Source organism: Phenylobacterium composti DSM 19425 (genome assembly GCF_059568645.1).
In genome coordinates, this window is the sequence record NZ_JCANTT010000019.1 from 148,205 (window position 1) to 161,326 (window position 13,122).

Here is a 13,122-nt window from a genome sequence, read left to right on the forward strand (position 1 = left end):
CTAGGCGGCTCCGTCCGCAGGGGCCGCGATTGAGAGCGCGGCGGGAAGGCGCCTCATATTCCGTTCGATCTCCGAGGCAAACCCGCTTTGCGCCAGATCGGCGGCCGCGCGGATGGCCTTGGCGAACTCACGGTCGCCAGCGCCGCCGTGGCATTTCAGGACGAGGCCGTTGAGCCCCAGCAGCGGCGCCGTCGGCGGGGGATTGATCCGGTCCCGGAAGCGCAGCAGCGAGGGCCGCGCCAGCAAGGCGCCCAGGGTCGAGAGCGGCCCGGCGGTCAGGGCGGCCTTCAGCTCGCCGTACATGAACCGGGCGGCGCCCTCCATGGACTTCAGGGCCACGTTGCCGGTGAAGCCGTCGGTGACGATCACGTCCACCGTGCCCTTGGTGATGTCGTCGCCCTCGACGAAGCCGCGGTAGTCGAGCTCGAGCCCGGCCTCGCGCAGCAGGCGGTTGGCCTCGCGGACCTCCTCGTGGCCCTTCATCTCCTCCGAGCCCACGTTCAGGAGGCCGACGGTGGGCCGGACCACCCCATGGGCGGCGCGATGATAGGCCTCGCCCATGATGGCGAACTCCACCAGGCGCTGGGCGTCGCAGTCCACATTGGCGCCCACGTCGAGGAAGGTGCTGACGCCGCGGGCGTGCGGCACCGAGGCCACCAGGGCCGGCCGCTCCAGGTCGGCGCTCATCCGCAGGATCAGCTTGGAGATGGCCATCAGGGCGCCGGTGTTGCCGGCCGAGACCGCCACCGTGGCGTCCCCGGACCGAAGCGCCTCCACGGCGTTCCACATGGAGGTGCCCTTGCCCCGGCGCAGGGCCTGGGCGGGCTTCTCGTCCATGCCGATGACGCGCTCGGCGTGCCGAATTTCGCTGCGTTCGGCCAGGCCCGCGCACTTGGCCACCTCGGCCTTCACCTGCGCCGCGTCCCCGTGCAGCAGGCAGCGCACATGGGGCGGCAGCGTCTTCAGGGCGCTGGCCGCGGCCGGGACGACCACGGACGGCCCATGATCCCCGCCCATGGCGTCGATCGAAATCACCAGCGATTGGGTCAAGTCGGCGCTTTCGTCCTTCGGCGGCCTTCAGCCGGAATCATGCCGACCATACGCGCCGGTTTCCGTTCTGAAAACCGGGGCCTAGTCCTTCCGCTCCTGCAGCTTCTTGAGAACCGCGAAGGGCGATTCCTCTTCCTGCGGCGGCTGATAATCGAAGGTCGCCCCCGGCTTGCGCGGGAACGGATCGAGCTCCAGGGCCAGATGCTCGATCACATAGTCGGCCACGTCCACCGTCTCGCCGGCCAGCACGTCGGGGGGATCGTCCGCCTCGAGGTCCAGGTCCATCTCGCCCTGGGGTTCGGCCGGGGCGTGCGGACTGCCCGCCGGCACCACCCGGGCGAAGATCTCCCCGCGCACCGGGGCCTCGAACGGATCAAGGGTCACGCCACAGACGTACTCCACCACGGCGTCGAAGCGGCCCGAAAGCTCCGCCCCGTCCAGCCACGGCTTCACCGTCACCTCGGCGGTCAGCTTCGGCGCCCGGCGCAGGCCCAGGCGCTTGGCCACCGCCGCCCGCTCGGCCTCGTCCGGTGCGAGCGACAGGCGCACAGGCCCCTGGTTCAGCTCGTGCAGCTTGAGGAGCTTTTCCCAGCCGTCGCTCACGCCGCCCTCCAGTCCACCTGGCCCTGCAGCAGGGCCTCCAGCGGGTTGCGGGCCAGGGATTCGCGTACGGCCAGCACATAGTCGCCCAGGTCGCGGGAGCGGTCCTCGACCCCGGCATAGACCGTCCGGCCCATCACCGCCTCGAGCGGCGCCCGGTCGGGAAGCTGGTCCAGGGCGGCCTGATAGTTCTTGCCGCGGCCGTAGAAGGCCTCGCCCAGCTTCCGCATCTTCTTGCCGACCACCATGTCGCCCACGCCCAGCTCGCGCAGGGCGTCGTCCAGCCCCTTCACATAGGCGTCGAACAGGGCCTGGGAGACGTCGGCCGCCGCCTGCCCCTGCCCGCGCAGCCGCTCTAGCAGCAGCACCACATGCAGACTGTAGATCTCGAAACGGCCCTCGACGGTGTCGGGCGCGCCGAGGTCCAGATAGAGCGCCGGCGTGCGCGCCTGCTCCACCACCCGCGCGTAGAGGGCGCGGCCGGCGGTGACGGCCGGCTTGGGCTTGAACAGGCTCTTCAGCATGGGTCGGCCTCGATTTCGCCAACAGCGGCGGCTAAAGGCGGCATTGAACTAAGGGGCTGCCAGCGATAGGTCAAAGCCTCTTGCCTTTCAGGTGATTGGAAACCCGACCGAATGTTCCGCGCCGCCGCTCCCGCCGTCCTCGCCGTCGGCCTCCTCGCGGGCCTCGGCCTCGCCGCCTGCTCGCCGATCACCACCTATTCCGGCTTCCAGGCCATCGATTCCAATCCCAAGGACGTCCAGGTGGGGACCGACACCAAGTCGACCGTCCGCGCCAAGCTGGGGTCGCCCTCGGCGCAGTCGACCTTCGATCCCAACGTCTGGTTCTATGTGAACCAGGTGAAGCAGCGGGTGGCCTTCCGCAAGCCGCAGGTCACCGCCCGGAACGTCACCGCCATCGAGTTCGACAAGGAGACCGAGACGGTCGCCTCGGTGAACAATTACACCCTCAAGGACGGCAAGGTGATCGCCTACAACGGCCGCGAGACGCCGACCCGCGGCCGCGAGATGACCGTGCTGGAACAGCTCCTGGGCTCGGTGGGCCGTTCCGCCATGCTCCCGAGCGACGACGAGGGCGTGCCCGGCTCGCGTCCGGGCGACCGCCGCTAGGCCGGCTCTTCCCTCAGCATCGCCAAACGAAAAACGCCCCGGAGATCACTCTCCGGGGCGTCGTCGTTTCAGGACCGTCCGATCAGGCCGTGTGGGCCAGGACCGCCAGCAGCAGCAGCGCCACGATGTTGGTGATCTTGATCATCGGGTTCACCGCCGGGCCGGCGGTGTCCTTGTAGGGGTCGCCGACGGTGTCGCCGGTGACGGCCGCCTTGTGGGCGTCGGACCCCTTGCCGCCGTAGTGCCCCTCCTCGATCAGCTTCTTGGCGTTATCCCACGCGCCGCCGCCGCTGGTCATGGAGATCGCCACGAACAGGCCCGTGACGATCACCCCCATCAGCATGGCGCCCAGGGCCGCAAAGGCGTCGGTGTTCCCGGCGATGGCCCGGATCACGAAGAACAGCAGCACCGGCGAGACCACGGGCAGCAGGCTCGGCACGATCATCTCGCGGATCGCCGAGCGGGTCAGGATGTCCACGGCGCGGCCGTACTCCGGCTTCACCTCCCCGGTCATGATCCCGGGGTTCTCCTTGAACTGCCGGCGCACCTCGGCCACGACCGACTCGGCCGCCCGGCCCACGGCGGTCATCGACAGGCCGCCGAACAGGAAGGGCAGCAGGCCGCCGAACAGCAGGCCCACCACCACGTAGGGGTTCGACAGGTCGAAGGCGACCGCCCCCAGCCCGTCGAAGAATGAGCCCGGCGTGGCGTTGGCCGAGAAGAACTTCAGGTCCTCGGTATAGGCGGCGAACAGCACCAGGGCCCCCAGGCCCGCCGAGCCGATGGCGTAGCCCTTGGTGACGGCCTTGGTGGTGTTGCCCACTGCGTCCAGGGCGTCGGTGGACACCCGCACCTCGGGCGGCAGGCCCGCCATCTCGGCGATGCCGCCGGCGTTGTCGGTCACCGGCCCGAAGGCGTCCAGGGCGACGATCACCCCCGCCAGCGACAGCATGGCCGTGGTGGCGATGGCGATGCCGAACAGGCCCGCGAGATTGTAGGTGACGAGGATGCCGATGATGATCACCAGCGCCGGCAGGGCCGTGGCCTCCAGCGACATGGCCAGGCCCTGGATCACATTGGTGCCGTGGCCAGAGACCGAGGCCTTGGCCACCGACTTCACCGGCCGGAAGCCCGTGCCCGTGTAGTACTCGGTGATCACCACGATGGCCGCCGTGACCAGCAGGCCGACGACGCCGCACCAGAACAGCTCCATGGCCCCGAAGCTGACCGCGCCCGCCGTGACGGGAGCCGGAACCAGCTGGTTGATGACCAGGTAGAGCGCCACGACCGACGTCAGGCCGGTGACGATGAGGCCCTGGTAGAGGGCGCCCATGATGTTCTGCTTCTTGCCCAGGCGGACGAAGAAGGTGCCAAGGATCGAGGTCAGGATGCAGACGCCGCAGATGGCCAGCGGCAACAGCATCATGTCCAACTCCACGCCCGAGCCGCGGAAGAAGATGGCGGCCAGCACCATGGTCGCCACGGTCGTCACCGCATAGGTCTCGAACAGGTCGGCGGCCATGCCGGCGCAATCGCCGACGTTGTCGCCCACATTGTCGGCGATGGTGGCGGCGTTGCGCGGGTCATCCTCGGGGATGCCGGCCTCCACCTTGCCCACCATGTCGCCGCCCACGTCGGCGCCCTTGGTGAAGATGCCCCCGCCCAGGCGGGCGAAGATCGAGATCAGCGAGGCGCCGAAGCCCAGGGCCACCAGGCTGTCCACCACCACGCGGCTGGTGGGCTCATAGCCGAGGCCGTGGACCAGCAGGGCGAAATAGACCGACACGCCCAGGAGGGCGAAGCCGGCCACCAGCATCCCGGTCACCGCGCCCGAGCGGAAGGCCATGGACAGGCCCTTGGCCAAGCCCTCGGAGGCGGCCTGGGCGGTGCGCACATTGGCCCGCACCGAGATCAGCATCCCGGCGAAGCCCGCCAGGCCCGAGAGCACGGCGCCGACGGCGAAGCCCACGGCGGCCTGCCAGCCCAGCAGGAAGAAGGCGGCCACCAGGATCACTGCGCCCACGATGGCGATGGTGGTGTATTGGCGGTTCAGATAGGCCTGCGCCCCCTCCTGGATGGCGGCGGCGATCTCCTGCATCCGCGCGTTGCCGGGCGAGGCCCGCAACAGCGACCCCGTCTGGACGGCGCCGTACAGCACCGCCAGCAAGCCGGCGAGGATCACCAGCGTAAGCGTAAGACTCATGTTGTGCGCACCCCTTTGCGATCTGCGCGCAGGAGCGCCGGCGGCCCACCGGGCGGTCGGCGTGCTCCCAGCCCTTGTTCGTTTCCCCAGTTGACCGGCGGCTCTGACGGCCCCGGCGGGCGGAACCGTACTCAGGTTTTTCGAAAGGGCGCAACCGGCGCGAACAGCGTCCGCCGAACGCCATCATCCCTTCGCGCCGGCGCGGGGATCAGGCCTTGGGGGCGGCCACCCGGCGTTGCGGCTGCTGGGCGGTGACGGCGACCGACTTGATCTGGCCCGGTCCGGTGATGGCCTCCGCCTCGCGCTTCAGGGTCGCTGCGAGTTTGGCGGTGTCGATCTTGCTGTAGTCCGTGGCCAGGGTGAACGGGGTCCGGTGGCCGGCCCGCACCAGGGCGTCGCGCAGCTGCGGCTCCTTGAGCCGGACCCGGCTGGGCAGCGCCGAGGGGGTCAGGTTGATGCGCACATGGACGAAGACATAGTTCACCAGCCGGCCATCCACGACGATCGGCAGGGCCACGGGCAGCAGGTCCACGAACTGCCCGGCGTCCTTCGGCGGCCCCTCGCGGTCAGCCGCCAGCGCCCCAGCGGGCGCCCCAGCGGGTGCCCCGGCGAGCGCCAGGGCGAGGCAGGCTGCGGCGATGACGCGGCGGCGGTTCATGACCCGATCCTGCCCCGGATTCGGTTGCATTATCCTTTCGTGCTCGCGCGCCGATGGCCGCACCCGGCGAACGGTGATATTCTTCCGGCCATATAAGACGTTGGGAGGAAAACCGGAGCCATGTCTCCGACCAGACGCCAGGCCGCCCTCGGCCTCATGACCGCTGGCGCTGCTTCCTTGTCCATCAGCCGGGCCTTCGCCCAGGAGATCCCCGGCCCCGCCGCCCTGCCTGCCGAGCCGCACGAAGAGGACGAGATCCTCGAGGCGGGCGGCGACAGCTTCACCCACATGATGGCGCCCGTCCTGATCAACGGCCGGGGCCCCTACCAGTTCGTCCTCGACACCGGGGCCAATGTCAGCTGCGTCTCCCACGCCCTGGTGGAGCGGCTCGCCCTCCAGCCCGGCCGTCTACGCCGGGTGCATACGATCGTGGGCGTCCGCGAGCGCCCCAGCGTGGTCATCCAGGAACTGACCGTGGGCAAGCGCGCCCGCCGCGACGTGGAAGCCCCTGCCCTGCCCATCAAGGGCCCGCACATCGACGGCATCCTCGGCGTCGACTGGCTCAAAGGCCAGCGCCTGGTGCTGGACTTCAAGAAGAACGCCATCGAGATCACGGCGTCCAGGTCCGACCATCCCCAGGCCGGCCGCGTGGTGGTGGTCCCGGCCCGCCGCAGGCACGGCCAGCTCACCATCGTCGACGCCGACCTGAACGGCGTGCCGATCAGCGCCATCATCGATTCCGGCGCCCAGGGCACCCTCTGCAACACGCCCCTGCGCGACCTCATCCGCGCCTCCGAGCGCCGTCGCGGCAAGGTGGAGCCGCCGCAGTACATCCGCATGGAGTCCCTGGCCGGCGAGGTGTTCCAGGGCGAGTCGGTCTTCCTGCCCTTCCTGCGCCTGGGCGGCCTGCACCTGGGCAATGTGCCGGTCACCTACGCCGACATGCACGTCTTCAAGATCTGGGACCTCGAGACCCGGCCCGCCCTGGTCATCGGCATGGACCTGCTCACCCAGTTCGAACAGGTCGCCCTGGACTTCGGCCGCTCGGCCGTCCGGTTCGAGTTCGTCTGATCGCGCCGCGCGGCCTAGCCGTGCCGCCAGCCGCCGGTCCCGACGTCCACCTCGCGGCCCTGCGCCAGGACGGTGACGCCGGGCGTCTCCACGACCTCGCCGATCACCGTGAAGCCCGGCGGCTTCCGCAGGGCGGCGGGCATGGTGCAGACCACCTCATAGTCGTCGCCGCCGGTGGCCAGCCGCACCAGGGCCGCCGCCACGTCCGGCTGCTGCTCCAGCCAGCTCGCCGCCGCCCGCGACAGCGGCAGGGCGTCCAGGTCGATGCGCACGCCGACGCCGCTCGCCTCGGCGATGTGGGCCGCGTCGGCCACCAGGCCGTCCGAGACGTCCGCCGCCGCCGTGGCCTTCTCCCGCAGCGCCCGGCGCAGGTCGAGGCGCGGCTCGGGCAGGCGGTACCGATAGACCAGCGTCCCGTCGCCGTCGGCCAGGCGCCCCCTCACGACATCGAGGCCCAGGGTGGCGTCCCCGATCGTCCCGCTCACCAGCAGCCGGTCGCCGGGGCGCGCGCCGGCCCGGCGCACCATCCGCCCCTCCGGCGCCCAGCCGAAGGCGGTCAGGCTGGCTGTGAAGGGGCCCGGCGTCGACACCGTGTCGCCGCCGAGGAGCTTGACCCCGTAATGCTCCAGGTCCGCAGCCAGGCCCTGCACGAACCGCTCACGGTCGCGCGCCGAAAGGCCCTGCGGCCAAGCCACCGCCAGGAGGCAGCCGAACGGCTCGGCCGCCTTGGCCGCCAGGTCGGAAAGATTGGCCCGCACCAGCTTGCGCGCCACCAGGTCCGGGGCCTCGCCCACGGGGAAATGGACGCCCTCCACGATGGCGTCCTTGGTCACCACCAGCTCGTGCCCGGCCCGCGGCGGGATCACCGCCGCATCGTCTTTCAGCTGGAACGCGCCGGGATAGCCGCCGGTGAGCGGCCGGAACAGCCGCGCGATCTCGCCAAACTCGTCGAGACCGCGCTCAGCCGGGCCGGACATCGCGGGCCACGCCGTCCAGCGCCCCGTTCACGAACCCGGGCTCCGGGCCCTCGAAGAAGCTCTTCGTCAGCTCGACATATTCGTCGATCGCCACTTCGGTGGGCACGTCGGGCCGGTGGATCAGCTCGAAGGCCCCGGCCCGCAGGATGGCCCGCACCGTGGCGTCCAGCCGCTCCAGCCGCCAGCCCGAGGCCAGCCGCTTCACGATCGCCGCGTCGATGGCCTTCTGCTGCTGCACCACCCCGCGCACGAGATCGGCGAAGAACGCCTCGTCGGCGCTGGCCAGGGTCTCGCCCTCCACGTCGCGGTCGAAGCGATGATCGCTGAACTCGCGGATCACCGCCTCCACGCCCGCGGAGGTGACCTCCATCTGGTAGAGGGCCTGCACGGCCGCCAGCCGCGCCACCGAACGGGACTGCTTGGCGCTGCTCATCGCTCGCCCGCCGCCAGCTGCTGCTTCAGGGCGATCATGGCCAGGGCCGCGCGGGCCGCGCCGCCGCCCTTGTCGCCCTCGCTGATCCGCGCCCGGGCCCAGGCCTGGTCCTCGTCCTCGGTGGTCAGGATGCCGTTGCCGATGCACAGGCCCCGGCGCACCGTCAGGTCCATGATGCCCCGGGCGCTCTCGTTCGAGACGATCTCGAAGTGATAGGTCTCGCCCCGGATCACGCAGCCCAGGGCCACATAGCCGTCATAGCGCACGCCGCCCGCCTCGGCGGCGTCGGCGGCCATGGCGATGGCGCCGGGGATCTCCAGGGCGCCGGGGACGGTCACCACGTCGAATTCCGCGCCATAGGCCTTCAGCGCATCGCTGGCCCCTTCCAGCAGGGCGTCGGCCAGGTCGTCGTAAAATCGGGCCTCGACGATCAGGAGGCGGAGGTTTTGGTCGCTCATGTCCGCCCCTTTAGGCGGTTTCGCGCCAGCGGGCGAGATATCTGGCGAGCATGTCGATCTCCAGATTCACCCGCGAGCCCGCCTTCAGCTCGCCCAGGGTGGTCACCTCCCAGGTGTGCGGGATCAGATTCACCCCGAAGACGTCGTCCTCCACCTCGTTCACCGTCAGCGACACGCCTTCCACGGCGATGGAGCCCTTCGGCGCGATGTAGCGGTGCAGCGGGCGGGGCACCTTGATCCGCACCCGGTGCGAGCCGCCCTCGGCCGCCACGCTCACCACCTCGCCCACGCCGTCCACATGGCCCGAGACGATATGGCCGCCCAGCTCGTCGCCCACCCGAGCGGCCCGTTCCAGGTTCACCCGCCGCCCCTCGGTCCATTCGTCGAGGGTGGTCTTCGACAGCGTCTCGGCCGAGACCTCCACGGCGAACCAGCCCGGCCCCTTCTCCACCACGGTCAGGCAGCAGCCCGCGTGGGCGATGGACGCGCCGATGTCGACGCCCGCCGTGTCATAGGCGGTCTCGATCTCGAACCGGCGGTCCCGGTCGGTGTCGCGAACGGCCCGGACGCGGCCCACGTCGGTGACGATGCCGGTGAACATTCAGATCCTCTCGTAACGCTCCCACAGGTCGTCGCCGACGACGCTGACCTCGATGCGCCGGAAATGGGGCGCATCCGCCAGGGCCGCAACCGCCAGGGCGCCCACGCCGGGCCGCCCTTCCCCGCCGATCACGAGGGGGGCGCGGAACCACTCCAGGGCGTCCACCAGGCCGCAGCGCAGGAAGCTCGCCGCCACCTGCCCGCCGCCCTCGACGAAAATCCTTGAAAGTCCTTCAACCTCAAGGGCTTGCAGCACGCTTTTCAACTCTGGCCGATCCTCGCCCACAGGCCGGACCGTGATCACCCGCACCCCGGCGGAGACCAGGTCGGGACGCGGTTCGCCCGTCGCCACCACATAGGTCGGGATCTCCCGGGCCGTCCGCGCCAGCCGGCTCGACGGGCTCAGGCGCTGGCGGCTGTCCAGCACCACCCGCGCCGGCTGCGGCCCGGTCCAGTCCGCCAGCCGGACGGTCAGCTCGGGATCGTCGGCCAGGGCGGTCTCCGCCCCCACCAGCACCGCGTCGTGCCGGGCGCGCAGCTGATGCACCGCCCGCCGGGCCGCCTCGCCCGTGATCCAGCGGCTCTCGCCCGCCGCGGTGGCGATGCGGCCGTCCAGGGACGTGGCGAGCTTCAGGGTGACGGGCATGTATCCCCGTTCATGGCCGAGAACCTCGCGGGCGCCAAGCGGGCGCGCCGCGCAAGGCCGTCAGCCTTCGGCGGCCTCGTTCAGGCCTTCCTCGCCGAGGAAGCGGGCGAAGTCCTGGGTCTCGCGGAAGTCGCGGTACACCGAGGCGTAGCGCACATAGGCCACGTCATCGAGCAGCTTGAGCTGCTTCATGACCAGTTCGCCCACGGTCGAGGACGGAATGTCCGTCTCGCCCATGCTCTCGAGCTGGCGGACGATCGTGGAGATCATCCGCTCCACCCGCTCCGGCTCCACCGGACGCTTGCGCAGGGCGATGGACACCGAACGGGCCAGCTTGTCCCGGTCGAACGGCGAACGCCGACCGGAGCGCTTGACGATGGTGAGCTCGCGCAGCTGCACCCGCTCAAAGGTGGTGAAGCGGCCCTCGCACTGGGGGCAGAGCCGCCGCCGACGGATCGCCGCCCCGTCTTCCGACGGGCGGCTGTCCTTCACCTGGGTCTCATCGTGGCCACAAAACGGGCAGCGCATATCTAGCCCTCTTCCCGGCCACTAAACGCTATTAGCAGTAGATGGGGAAGCGCTTCGTCAGCGCCAGCACCTCGCCGCGGACCTTCTGCTCCACGGCCGAGGAGTCCTCGCCGGTGGCCACGGCGTCCAGCACCTCGCCGATCCAGCGGCCGATCTGACGGAACTCCTCGGGGCCGAAGCCGCGGGTGGTGCCGGCCGGCGAGCCGACGCGCAGGCCCGAGGTCTGCATCGGCGGCAGCGGGTCGCCCGGGATCGAGTTCTTGTTGGTGGTGATGCCGGCCCGCTCCAGGGCCACTTCCGCGGCCGCGCCGCTGACGTTCTTCGGCGTCAGGTCGACCAGCATCAGGTGGCTGTCGGTACCGTTGGAGACGATCTTGAAGCCCACGCCCTGCAGGCTGTCGGCCAGGGCCCGAGCGTTCTCGATCACCCGCTTCGCATAGGTCTTGAACTCCGGCTGCAGGGCCTCGCCGAAGGCCACCGCCTTGGCGGCGATCACATGCATCAGCGGGCCGCCCTGCAGGCCGGGGAAGACGGCGCTGTTGATCTTGCTCGCCAGCTTCTTGTCATTGGTGAGGATCATGCCGCCGCGCGGGCCGCGCAGGGTCTTGTGGGTGGTGGTGGTGACCACGTGGGCGTGCGGGAAGGGGTTCGGATATTCGCCCGCCACGATCAGGCCCGCATAGTGGGCCACGTCGCACATCAGGATCGCGCCCACCTCGTCGGCGATCTCGCGGAACTTCTTGAAGTCGATGTGGCGCGAATAGGCCGAGCCGCCGGCGATGATCACCTTCGGATTGTTGGCCTTGGCGACCTCATAGGCCTCGTCATAGTCGATCAGGTGGTCCTGGGCGCGCACGCCATAGGCCACGGGGCTGAACCACTTGCCCGACTGGTTGACGCTCTTGCCGTGCGTCAGGTGGCCGCCGTGGTCCAGGTTCATGCCCATGAAGGTGTCGCCCGGCGTCATGGTGGCCATGAACACCGCCTGGTTGGCCTGGCTGCCCGAGTGCGGCTGGACGTTGGCGTATTCGCAGCCGAACAGCTGCTTGGCGCGCTCGATGGCCAGGCGCTCGACCTCGTCGACGACCTCGCAGCCACCGTAGTAGCGCTTGCCCGGATAGCCCTCGGCGTACTTGTTGGTGAGGATGCTGCCCTGGGCCTCCAGCACCGCCTTGGAGACGATGTTCTCCGAGGCGATCAGCTCGATCTGGTCCTGCTGACGCTTCAGCTCGCCGTCGAGCACGGCGGCGACCGCCGGATCGGCCTCGCCGACCCCCTTGCCGAAGAACTCGTCCGTCTGGGCTTGCGATTGCACGTGCACGTTCAAGGCGGGCCTCTCTTTAAGGCTGGGACTCGGGTCCGGTGGCGGCGGAGCGCCCCCTTTACTCTCTTGCCGCGCGGCTTCCAACCGCGACCGGGGGAACAAAGGCCGTCCTGTCACGTTCTGCGCCTTGAGCCGGGGTGCAGCCGAGGGCGCGCCCGACCCGGAAGTGCAGCGTGAAAAAAGGGGGATCCATGAGCGTTGGACCCGACAATGGGGCTCCGTCGGGAGAAGAACTCCTGCGTCTCGGCGCCGGCATCGTCGCCGCCTATGTCAGCCGCAACGCCGTGTCGGCCGACGCGGTGCCCGAGATCATCCGCAGCGTTCATCAGGCCCTGGAGCAGCTCACCCGCGAGCCGGCTGCGCCGATTCCCGAGGAGCGGCCGAAGCCCGCGGTGCCGATCAGCCGCTCCGTCCAGCACGACTACATCGTCTGTCTCGAGGACGGAAAGAAGCTCAAGATGCTCAAGCGGTACCTGCGGTCCCGCTACAACATGAGCCCCGACGAGTACCGGCGCCGTTGGGGGCTGGCGCCCGACTATCCGATGGTCGCCCCGGCCTACGCGGCCCGCCGGTCCGACTTCGCCAAGAAAATAGGTCTCGGCCGCGGGGTTCGAAGGAGGAAATGATGCCCCAGGCCAGGACCGATCCGGCTCTGCTGCCGTTCAACCAGGGCGGCTACGAGATCCTCGACGAGGAGCTGGATACACGCCGCGAGGTGGCGATCTGGTCCGTCGACCCGCTTGCCCCGCGCCTCGGCGACCTGTTCACGGTGGAAAGCCGCGGAGTCGTCCACGAGGTGGCCGTCGTCCAGCTCGCCACGTTTCGTGGCGGCTGGAACGCCGTCTGCCGGGTGACCGACGTCTTCTGAGGAATCCCCGCCCTAGGCGGCGACGCCGCCGACGCGCTTGATGTTGCAGTAGGTCCAGAGCTCTTCGAGCGCTTCGACCAGGCGGTCCATCATGTCGTCGGTGTGGAACGGGCTCGGCGTGAAGCGCAGCCGCTCGGTGCCCCGCGGCACGGTGGGGAAGTTGATCGGCTGCACGTACACCCCGTGCTTCTCCAGCAGGATGTCGCTGACCATCTTGCAGTGCACCGGGTCGCCCACCAGCACCGGCACGATGTGGCTCACCGACGGCATCACCGGCAGGCCCGCCGCCCGCATCTTGGCCTTCAGGGTCGCGGCCCGCTCCTGGTGGGCCTCGCGCACCTCGTTGTGCTCCTTCAGCCAGCGGATCGAGGCCGCCGCCCCCGCCGCCAGCGCCGGCGGCAGCGAGGTCGTGAAGATGAAGCCGTCGGCATAGCTGCGGATCGCGTCCACGATCACCGCATCGGCCGCGATATAGCCGCCCATCACCCCGAACGCCTTGCCCAGCGTCCCCTCGATGATGTCGATCTCGGCCATCAGGCCGTCACGCTCGGCCACGCCCGCGCCCCGGGGACCGTA

Annotated in this window: 17 protein-coding genes; 4 read left to right on the forward strand and 13 right to left on the reverse strand. The window is 70.0% G+C overall.

Annotated elements, in window-relative coordinates; genetic code table 11:
- The 3 genes from plsX to BO64_RS15325 all read right to left on the reverse strand — a co-directional run bounded on the left by plsX (position 1) and on the right by BO64_RS15325 (position 2,174).
- On the reverse strand, positions 1-1,050 hold the full coding sequence (gene plsX / locus BO64_RS15315) for a phosphate acyltransferase PlsX (RefSeq protein WP_496404170.1): 1,050 nt from the start codon (positions 1,048-1,050) through the stop codon (positions 1-3).
- A gap of 81 nt (positions 1,051-1,131) precedes the next feature.
- Positions 1,132-1,653: a YceD family protein gene (locus BO64_RS15320; RefSeq protein ID WP_496404171.1), complete on the reverse strand. Its 522-nt coding sequence runs from the start codon at positions 1,651-1,653 to the stop codon at positions 1,132-1,134.
- A complete protein-coding gene (locus tag BO64_RS15325) occupies positions 1,650-2,174 on the reverse strand; it encodes a ubiquinol-cytochrome C chaperone family protein (protein ID WP_496404172.1) in 525 nt (174 codons plus the stop codon). The genes BO64_RS15320 and BO64_RS15325 overlap by 4 nt, the downstream gene beginning before the upstream one ends.
- 111 nt (positions 2,175-2,285) lie before the next feature.
- On the opposite strand from BO64_RS15325, the gene BO64_RS15330 reads away from it, so the two are divergent.
- Positions 2,286-2,780, forward strand: coding sequence for an outer membrane protein assembly factor BamE (locus BO64_RS15330; RefSeq protein WP_496404173.1), 495 nt, complete (start codon positions 2,286-2,288; stop codon positions 2,778-2,780).
- Positions 2,781-2,862: 82 nt separating this feature from the next.
- Here BO64_RS15330 and BO64_RS15335 read toward each other — a convergent pair whose 3' ends face one another.
- Positions 2,863-4,983, reverse strand: coding sequence for a sodium-translocating pyrophosphatase (locus tag BO64_RS15335; protein ID WP_496404174.1), 2,121 nt, complete (start codon positions 4,981-4,983; stop codon positions 2,863-2,865).
- 208 nt (positions 4,984-5,191) lie between these two features.
- Positions 5,192-5,641, reverse strand: coding sequence for a hypothetical protein (locus BO64_RS15340; protein WP_496404175.1), 450 nt, complete (start codon positions 5,639-5,641; stop codon positions 5,192-5,194).
- A gap of 120 nt (positions 5,642-5,761) precedes the next feature.
- Between BO64_RS15340 and BO64_RS15345 the strand changes: the two genes are divergently transcribed.
- Positions 5,762-6,712 carry a retroviral-like aspartic protease family protein gene (locus tag BO64_RS15345; protein ID WP_496404176.1) on the forward strand — a complete coding sequence of 317 codons (951 nt, stop codon included), beginning with the start codon at positions 5,762-5,764 and terminating at the stop codon, positions 6,710-6,712.
- Between the two features lie 14 nt (positions 6,713-6,726).
- On the opposite strand, the gene thiL is transcribed toward BO64_RS15345, so the two are convergent.
- Genes thiL through glyA form a run of 7 tightly spaced genes read right to left on the reverse strand, consistent with a single transcriptional unit; the run spans position 6,727 to position 11,675 of the window.
- On the reverse strand, positions 6,727-7,689 hold the full coding sequence (gene thiL, locus BO64_RS15350; protein ID WP_496404177.1) for a thiamine-phosphate kinase: 963 nt from the start codon (positions 7,687-7,689) through the stop codon (positions 6,727-6,729).
- The gene (nusB, locus tag BO64_RS15355) at positions 7,673-8,122 is read right to left on the reverse strand and encodes a transcription antitermination factor NusB (RefSeq protein WP_496404178.1); all 450 of its coding nucleotides are present in this window, start codon (positions 8,120-8,122) and stop codon (positions 7,673-7,675) included. Before nusB ends, thiL begins: the two co-directional genes overlap by 17 nt.
- The gene (locus tag BO64_RS15360; RefSeq protein ID WP_496404179.1) at positions 8,119-8,580 is read right to left on the reverse strand and encodes a 6,7-dimethyl-8-ribityllumazine synthase; all 462 of its coding nucleotides are present in this window, start codon (positions 8,578-8,580) and stop codon (positions 8,119-8,121) included. Before BO64_RS15360 ends, nusB begins: the two co-directional genes overlap by 4 nt.
- A 10-nt stretch (positions 8,581-8,590) precedes the next feature.
- Positions 8,591-9,181, reverse strand: coding sequence for a riboflavin synthase (locus tag BO64_RS15365; RefSeq protein ID WP_496404180.1), 591 nt, complete (start codon positions 9,179-9,181; stop codon positions 8,591-8,593).
- On the reverse strand, positions 9,182-9,826 hold the full coding sequence (locus BO64_RS15370) for a RibD family protein (protein WP_496404181.1): 645 nt from the start codon (positions 9,824-9,826) through the stop codon (positions 9,182-9,184). It lies immediately after the preceding gene.
- Between the two features lie 60 nt (positions 9,827-9,886).
- Positions 9,887-10,354 carry a transcriptional regulator NrdR gene (nrdR, locus tag BO64_RS15375; RefSeq protein ID WP_496404182.1) on the reverse strand — a complete coding sequence of 156 codons (468 nt, stop codon included), beginning with the start codon at positions 10,352-10,354 and terminating at the stop codon, positions 9,887-9,889.
- Between the two features lie 31 nt (positions 10,355-10,385).
- Positions 10,386-11,675: a serine hydroxymethyltransferase gene (gene glyA / locus BO64_RS15380; protein WP_496404193.1), complete on the reverse strand. Its 1,290-nt coding sequence runs from the start codon at positions 11,673-11,675 to the stop codon at positions 10,386-10,388.
- Between the two features lie 194 nt (positions 11,676-11,869).
- On the opposite strand from glyA, the gene BO64_RS15385 reads away from it, so the two are divergent.
- Both BO64_RS15385 and BO64_RS15390 read left to right on the forward strand, forming a co-directional pair.
- Complete coding sequence (locus BO64_RS15385; RefSeq protein WP_496404183.1) at positions 11,870-12,304, forward strand: Ros/MucR family transcriptional regulator; 435 nt, start codon at positions 11,870-11,872, stop codon at positions 12,302-12,304.
- On the forward strand, positions 12,304-12,546 hold the full coding sequence (locus tag BO64_RS15390; protein ID WP_496404184.1) for a hypothetical protein: 243 nt from the start codon (positions 12,304-12,306) through the stop codon (positions 12,544-12,546). Before BO64_RS15385 ends, BO64_RS15390 begins: the two co-directional genes overlap by 1 nt.
- A gap of 12 nt (positions 12,547-12,558) precedes the next feature.
- Here the strand turns inward: BO64_RS15390 and BO64_RS15395 are convergent.
- Positions 12,559-13,122, reverse strand: a 564-nt coding sequence (locus tag BO64_RS15395; RefSeq protein ID WP_496401555.1) for an aminotransferase class I/II-fold pyridoxal phosphate-dependent enzyme, incomplete at its 5' end; no start/stop codon positions are given.

What these genes read in the sequence shown, in the direction of transcription:
- BO64_RS15325 (WP_496404172.1), bottom strand. Translation starts at nt 2,174, where the DNA reads ATGCTGAAGAGCCTGTTCAAGCCCAAGCCGGCCGTCACCGCCGGCCGC.
- BO64_RS15330 (WP_496404173.1), top strand. Translation starts at nt 2,286, where the DNA reads ATGTTCCGCGCCGCCGCTCCCGCCGTCCTCGCCGTCGGCCTCCTCGCG.
- BO64_RS15335 (WP_496404174.1), bottom strand. Translation starts at nt 4,983, where the DNA reads ATGAGTCTTACGCTTACGCTGGTGATCCTCGCCGGCTTGCTGGCGGTG.
- BO64_RS15340 (WP_496404175.1), bottom strand. Translation starts at nt 5,641, where the DNA reads ATGAACCGCCGCCGCGTCATCGCCGCAGCCTGCCTCGCCCTGGCGCTC.
- BO64_RS15345 (WP_496404176.1), top strand. Translation starts at nt 5,762, where the DNA reads ATGTCTCCGACCAGACGCCAGGCCGCCCTCGGCCTCATGACCGCTGGC.
- thiL (WP_496404177.1), bottom strand. Translation starts at nt 7,689, where the DNA reads ATGTCCGGCCCGGCTGAGCGCGGTCTCGACGAGTTTGGCGAGATCGCG.
- nusB (WP_496404178.1), bottom strand. Translation starts at nt 8,122, where the DNA reads ATGAGCAGCGCCAAGCAGTCCCGTTCGGTGGCGCGGCTGGCGGCCGTG.
- BO64_RS15360 (WP_496404179.1), bottom strand. Translation starts at nt 8,580, where the DNA reads ATGAGCGACCAAAACCTCCGCCTCCTGATCGTCGAGGCCCGATTTTAC.
- BO64_RS15365 (WP_496404180.1), bottom strand. Translation starts at nt 9,181, where the DNA reads ATGTTCACCGGCATCGTCACCGACGTGGGCCGCGTCCGGGCCGTTCGC.
- BO64_RS15370 (WP_496404181.1), bottom strand. Translation starts at nt 9,826, where the DNA reads ATGCCCGTCACCCTGAAGCTCGCCACGTCCCTGGACGGCCGCATCGCC.
- nrdR (WP_496404182.1), bottom strand. Translation starts at nt 10,354, where the DNA reads ATGCGCTGCCCGTTTTGTGGCCACGATGAGACCCAGGTGAAGGACAGC.
- BO64_RS15385 (WP_496404183.1), top strand. Translation starts at nt 11,870, where the DNA reads ATGAGCGTTGGACCCGACAATGGGGCTCCGTCGGGAGAAGAACTCCTG.
- BO64_RS15390 (WP_496404184.1), top strand. Translation starts at nt 12,304, where the DNA reads ATGCCCCAGGCCAGGACCGATCCGGCTCTGCTGCCGTTCAACCAGGGC.